This window comes from uncultured Amnibacterium sp. (genome assembly GCF_964245895.1).
Classification (GTDB): domain Bacteria; phylum Actinomycetota; class Actinomycetes; order Actinomycetales; family Microbacteriaceae; genus Amnibacterium.
The window spans coordinates 1-6082 of sequence record NZ_CAXTOQ010000183.1; the positions used below are offsets into that span (position 1 = coordinate 1).

The window sequence follows — 6082 nt, forward strand, 5'->3', positions numbered from 1 at the left end:
GGCGATGCGCGGCCTCGGGGAGGCGTCCCGTGAGGACCCGGACCTCGCCGGCGCGGCCGTCGACTCCTGGGCCGTCGACTACGGCCTGCTGCGCGGCTCCCGGCTGCTCGGCAACCCCTACCACTACCGCGACGACCGGAACGCGACCGGCGTCGCGGCCGTGCACGCCAGGATCGGGCCGGAGGAGCTCTGGCGCCGCAACGGCCTGCAGCACCTGCCGTTCAACACCGTCTTCCAGCTGGCCGCCGCCGCGTCCGTCGGCGAGCTGGACGAGGCCGACCGGCTGCTGCTGATCCCGGACCTGATCGGGTACTGGGCCACCGGCCGGCAGGTCGCGGAGCGCACGAACGCGTCGACCACGGGTCTGCTGCCCGTCGGCGGCGCCGACTGGGACCGCGAGCTGCTGCCGCGCCTGGGCCTTCGGCAGGACCTGCTGCCGGAGGTTGTGGAGCCCGGCACGGTCCTCGGCCCCGGCACGCGGCCGGTCCGCGACGAGTTCGGGATCGCCGAGCGGATCCCCTTCAGCACGGTCGGCTCGCACGACACGGCCTCCGCGGTCGTGGGCGTGCCGCTGCAGCACGACGAGTCCGCGTACATCTCCTGCGGCACCTGGTCGCTGGTGGGCACCGAGCTGGCGGCGCCGATCGCGACGGAGGAGGCGCGGCTCGCCGGCTTCACGAACGAGGGCGGGGTCGACGGCCGCACGCGGTTCCTGACGAACGTGATGGGCCTCTGGCTGCTCTCCGAGTCGGTGCGCGCGTGGGAGAAGGTCGGCGAGCGGCACGAGCTCGGGGCCCTGCTGAAGCAGGCCGCGGAGGCGTCCGCCGACGTGCCGACCTTCGACGCGAACCACCCGAGCCTGCTCGCGCCCGGCGACATGCCGTCGCGCATCGAGGCGCTGCTGGTCGCGGCCGGCTCGCGCGTGCCCGCCTCCGTCCCGGAGTTCGTCCGCGGCGTCCTCCAGAGCCTCGCGAACGCCTACGCCGCCGCGATCCACGACATCGAGCGGCTGACCGGCCGCCCGGTCCGCCGGGTCAACCTGGTCGGCGGCGGGGCGCAGAACGCCCTGCTCTGCCAGCTGACCGCCGACACGGTCGGCCGTCCCGTCGTCGCCGGACCCATCGAGGCGACCGCGATCGGCAACCTGCTGGTGCAGCTGCGCACGCACGGCATGCTGTCCGGAGATCTCGAGGCGCTCCGCCGCGTCACCGTCCGATCCTTCCCGCCGCGGACCTACGAGCCCCGCACGCGATCGCAGAGAGGCTGACCCCCGATGGTGCAGCGACAGTTCCCCCGGCCGGTCGACGTGCTCGAGTACCTGCAGTTCAAGAAGCCGCAGCTCGACCGGAGGAAGGCGCGGCTGGAGGCGGCGCTCACGATCGAGGACCTCCGCACCATCGCGAAGCGGCGCACGCCGACGGCCGCGTTCGACTACACCGACGGCTCCGCGGAGGCGGAGATCTCGATCCAGCGCGCCCGGCAGGCGTTCCAGGACGTCGAGTTCCATCCCGAGGTGCTGCGCGACGTCGCCGACGTCGACACCACCGCCACCGTGTTCGGCGCCCCTTCGGCGCTGCCGTTCGGCATCGCCCCGACCGGGTTCACCCGCCTGATGCAGACCGAGGGCGAGACCGCGGGTGCCGGCGCGGCGAACGCCGCGGGCATCCCGTTCACCCTCTCCACGCTCGGCACCACCTCCATCGAGCACGTCAAGCAGGCGAACCCGGGCGGGCGGTCCTGGTTCCAGCTGTACGTGATGCGGCAGCGGGAGATCTCCTACGGCCTCGTCGAGCGCGCCGCGAAGGCCGACTACGAGACCCTGTTCTTCACGGTCGACACCCCCGTCGCCGGTGCCCGCCTGCGCGACAAGCGGAACGGGTTCTCCATCCCGCCGCAGCTGACCGTGCGGACGATCGTCGACGCGCTGCCGCGCCCCTGGTGGTGGATCGACTTCCTGACCACCCCGAAGCTCGAGTTCGCGTCCCTGCAGTCCACCGGCGGCACCGTCGGCGATCTGCTGGACATGGCGATGGACCCCACGATCTCGTTCGAGGACCTGCAGATCATCCGGGACCTGTGGCCCGGCAAGCTGGCCGTCAAGGGCGTGCAGTCGCTCGAGGACGCGAAGCGGTTCGCGGACCTCGGCGTCGACGGCATCGTGCTGTCGAACCACGGCGGCCGCCAGCTGGACCGGGCGCCCATCCCGTTCCACCTGCTGCCGGAGGTCGTCCGCGAGGTCGGGCGCGACACCGACGTGCTCGTCGACACCGGCATCATGAACGGCGCCGACATCGTCGCCTCGATCGCGCTCGGCGCGAGGTTCACCCTGATCGGCCGCGCCTACCTCTACGGGCTCATGGCCGGCGGCCGCGCGGGCGTCGACCGGACCATCGCGATCCTGTCCGACCAGATCGTGCGCACCATGAAGCTGCTCGGCGCGCACTCCCTCGAGGAGCTCGAGCCGCGGCACGTCACCCAGCTGGAGCGCCTGGTCCCCCGGGCCCGCTGAGCGCCCTCCGCCGTTCAGGAGTTCGGGGGCCCAGAACTCCTGAACGGCGAAAAGATGGAGGCGTGACGGGCTTCTGGGTCGGCGGGTACACGACGGGCGACGGCGGGGTCCGGCGGCTCGATCCGGACACGGGGTCGGCGCCGGTCGCCGTGCCGACGGCGGATCCCTCCTTCCTGCTCGCGTCCCCCGCGCACGACGGGCTGCTCTACGCCGTCGACGAGGGCGGCGACGCGGTCGTCGCGCTGCGGGGCGGCGCGGTCGTCGCCCGGGTCGCCACCGCCGGCAGCGCCCCGTGCCACCTCGCGCTCGTCGACGAGGGCCGTCTGCTCGTCGCCTCCTGCTACGGCGACGGCGTCGTCAGCACCCACGCCGTCGGCCCGGACGGCCTGCCCGCCCCGGCGGTCCCCCTCCCCGCGCCTCCGCCGGCGCCGAACGGCCCGCATCCCGCGCAGGACGGGCCGCACGCGCACTGCTGCCACGAGGTCGACGGCCTGCTGCTGATCGCCGACCTCGGTACCGACCGCGTACTGCTCTATGGACGCGCGGAGGAGGGGTACGGGTTCGACGGCGCCGTCGCCCTGCCCGCCGGCTGCGGCCCGCGCGACCTGCTGCCGCTCCCCTCCGGCGCCGTCCTGGTGCTCGGCGAGCACGACTCGCGGCTGCACGTGCTCGACGTCGCCGGGCGGCGTATCCGCGCCTCCGTCCCCTCGACCGACGACCCCACCCGCGGCGACCAGGCGGCGGGGATGACCCTCGCCGCCTCCCGCCTCACGGTCGGGCTGCGCGGCAGCGACCGGATCGCGCTCCTGCGCGTCGGCGAGGACGACGTGCCCGTGCCGGTCGACTCGGCGCTGACCGGCGGCACCTGGCCGCGGCACCACGCCATCGACGGCGACCGCCTGCTCGTCGCCAACGAGCGCTCGGGCACGATCACGGCGCTGCCGTTCCGCTCCGACGACTCCCTCGGCACGCCTGGGCCCGTCGCGACCGTTCCGGCGCCCACCTTCCTGCTCGCGGCGGGCGGCGCCCGGTGAACGCCGACGCGGACCTCGACCTGCTCGGCGTGCTGGTCGCCCGAAGGGACCGCCTGGTCGAGGTCGCCGGCGTGCTGCGGAGCTACGGGTTCGCGTCGATCGCGGCGCAGCTGGAGGGGGCGGGCGGCCCGGCCCGGCGTCTCGCGGCGGACATCGCCGATCGCCTCATCGATCCGCAGCTCGAGGAGGAGTCCGCCGGGCAGCGCCTCCGCGGCGCGCTGACCGAGCTGGGCACGACCGCGATCAAGCTGGGGCAGCTGCTGAGCCTCCGCCCCGACGTCGTCGGCCCGCAGGTCGCCGCGGAGCTCGCCGCGCTGCGCTCCGGCGTCCCCGCCGATCCGCCCGGGCACGCGGAGGCGACGGTCGAGGAGGAGCTGGGCGGGGCCGCCGGCACGCTGTTCGCCTCCTTCGAGGCGGCGCCGCTCGCCTCCGGATCGGTCGCGCAGGTGCACCGCGCGACGCTCCAGGACGGCACCGCGGTCGTCGTGAAGGTGCTGCACCGGGAGGTGCGCCGCCGCGTGCTCGAGGACCTCGAGCTGCTGGCCGCGCTGGCCGTGTGGGCGGAGGCGGTCTCCCCCGCCGCCCACCGGCTGCGGTTCGCCGCGGTCGTCGCGGACTTCGACCGCAGCATGCGCGGCGCCGTCGACCTGCGGCAGGAGCTCGCGAACCTGCAGCGCTTCGGCGCGATGTTCGCCGGCGACGACGGGGTGCGCATCCCGCGCGCCTTCCCCGACCGGTCGTCGGCGGGCGTGCTGACGATGGAGGAGATGACCGGGACGCGGCTCGACGGCGCGGACGGCGTCCGCGCGGCCGGCTGGACCCCGGACGACCTCGCGAGCCGCACAGCCGGCGTCTACCTGACGATGGTCTTCCGGCACGGGATCTACCACACCGACCCGCACCCGGGGAACTTCCTGCTGAACCCGGGCGTGATCACGATCCTCGACTTCGGCGACGTCGCCCGGATCACCCGGACGAGGCGCGAGCAGCTCGAGGACCTCATCGCCGCCGTCGGCGGCGGCGACCCGCGGGCGACCGCCGCGTCGCTGCTCGCGATCACCGACGCCCCGCCCGACCTCGAGGTCGGCGCCGTGGAGGACGACGTCGAGTCGCTGATCACCGACCACCTCTCCGGTGGCGTGGACGCGATCGACCTCACCGCGGTCAGCCGCGGGGTCGCCGTCGTGGTGCATCGGCACGGGCTCGCCCTGCCGGCCGAGATCGCGCTGGTGCTGCGCGTCGTGACCCTGCTGCAGGGCCTCGCGGCCGACATCGGCGCCGACATCGACCTCGCCGCGGTCACGCGCCCGTTCGCGCTCGACCTCGCGCGGCGCCGGCTCGACCCGAAGGAGGCGCTGTCCCGGGCGCTGCGGACGGGCCGGTCGTGGGAGCACCTGCTCGAGACGCTGCCCGGCGAGGTGACCGCCCTGCTGCAGCAGGTGCGGCGCGAGGGCGGCGCGGACCTGCGCATCAAGGACCCGGACGGCATCGCCGACCGCCTCGTCGACGGGGTGCTGACGGCGGCGCTGATCCTCAGCGCGGGCGAGCTGGTGTCGCGCGGCACCGCGCCGCGGCTGGGACCGATCTCCGTCCCGGGGCTGGCGGTCGCCGGCGCCGCCTACCTGCGCTACCGCGCGCTGAGGGCCCGCCGTGCAGGAGCGCCCACCGCCGCGGCCCGCCTGCGGCTCGCGCAGCGGGTGATCCGCTCCGCAGGTCGGCCGGGGCAGGCCTGACGGGCGGCTCGCGCGGATCCGGTACCGTTCCCCCGGTCGCCGCGGCGGGCGGCCCGGGACAGGAGCACGACGTGAGCAGCACCGGCACCGAGGCGACGCGGGAGCGCCGCAGCGTCGACCCCGAGATCGCCCGCTCCTGGCTGCTCGTCAACGGCGGGCACCCGGAGTCGTTCGACGCCGCCCGCGCCTCCCGCGCGGACCAGATCATCCTCGACATCGAGGACGCGGTCGACCCGGCCAAGAAGGACGCGGCGCGCACCGACGTGCTCGACTGGCTGCGCTCCGGCCACCGCGCCTGGGTGCGCATCAACGACCGGTCGACACCGTTCTGGTCGGACGACGTCGCCCTGCTCGCCGGGCTCGACGGGCTGGACGGCGTGCTGCTGGCGAAGACGGAGGCGGCCGAGCACGTCACCGAGACCTTCGACCGGCTCGGCGGCTCCGTGCCGGTGCTGGCCCTCATCGAGTCGGCGGTCGGCATCGAGGCCGCGGTGTCGATCGCGGGGGCGCGCGGCGCGTTCCGGCTGGCGTTCGGCAGCGGCGACTACCGCCGCGACACGGGCACGAGCGCCGACGACCTGGCCATGGCCTACCCGCGCTCGCGGCTCGTCGTCGCCAGCCGGGTCGGCAACCTGCCCGGCCCGATCGACGGTCCGACCGTCGGCTCGAGCCACCCGGTCCTCCGCGAGCAGTCGCAGACGACCGTCGCCCTCGGCAGGACCGGCAAGCTCTGCCTCGACATCGGCCAGCTGCCCGTCACCAACGAGGTCACCAGCCCGACCCCCTCCGACGACCCGTGGGCGCAG

5 protein-coding genes are annotated in these 6082 nt (G+C 75.0%); all 5 read left to right on the forward strand.

Annotation, left to right across the window (positions count from 1 at the left end; genetic code table 11):
• A partial coding sequence (locus ACFE60_RS16905; RefSeq protein WP_375390024.1) for a rhamnulokinase family protein occupies positions 1-1267 on the forward strand: 1267 nt, incomplete at its 5' end.
• A gap of 6 nt (positions 1268-1273) precedes the next feature.
• Positions 1274-2509, forward strand: coding sequence for an alpha-hydroxy-acid oxidizing protein (locus ACFE60_RS16910; protein WP_375390025.1), 1236 nt, complete (start codon positions 1274-1276; stop codon positions 2507-2509).
• Between the two features lie 62 nt (positions 2510-2571).
• The gene (locus ACFE60_RS16915) at positions 2572-3543 is read left to right on the forward strand and encodes a lactonase family protein (RefSeq protein ID WP_375390026.1); all 972 of its coding nucleotides are present in this window, start codon (positions 2572-2574) and stop codon (positions 3541-3543) included.
• Positions 3540-5276: an ABC1 kinase family protein gene (locus tag ACFE60_RS16920; protein WP_375390027.1), complete on the forward strand. Its 1737-nt coding sequence runs from the start codon at positions 3540-3542 to the stop codon at positions 5274-5276. The genes ACFE60_RS16915 and ACFE60_RS16920 overlap by 4 nt, the downstream gene beginning before the upstream one ends.
• A 71-nt stretch (positions 5277-5347) precedes the next feature.
• Positions 5348-6082 (forward strand): HpcH/HpaI aldolase/citrate lyase family protein (locus tag ACFE60_RS16925; RefSeq protein ID WP_375390028.1); only part of this gene is annotated, 735 nt, incomplete at its 3' end.

Excerpts from the sequence above, each read along its gene's own strand:
- ACFE60_RS16910 (WP_375390025.1), top strand. The coding sequence starts at position 1,274 with ATGGTGCAGCGACAGTTCCCCCGGCCGGTCGACGTGCTCGAGTACCTG.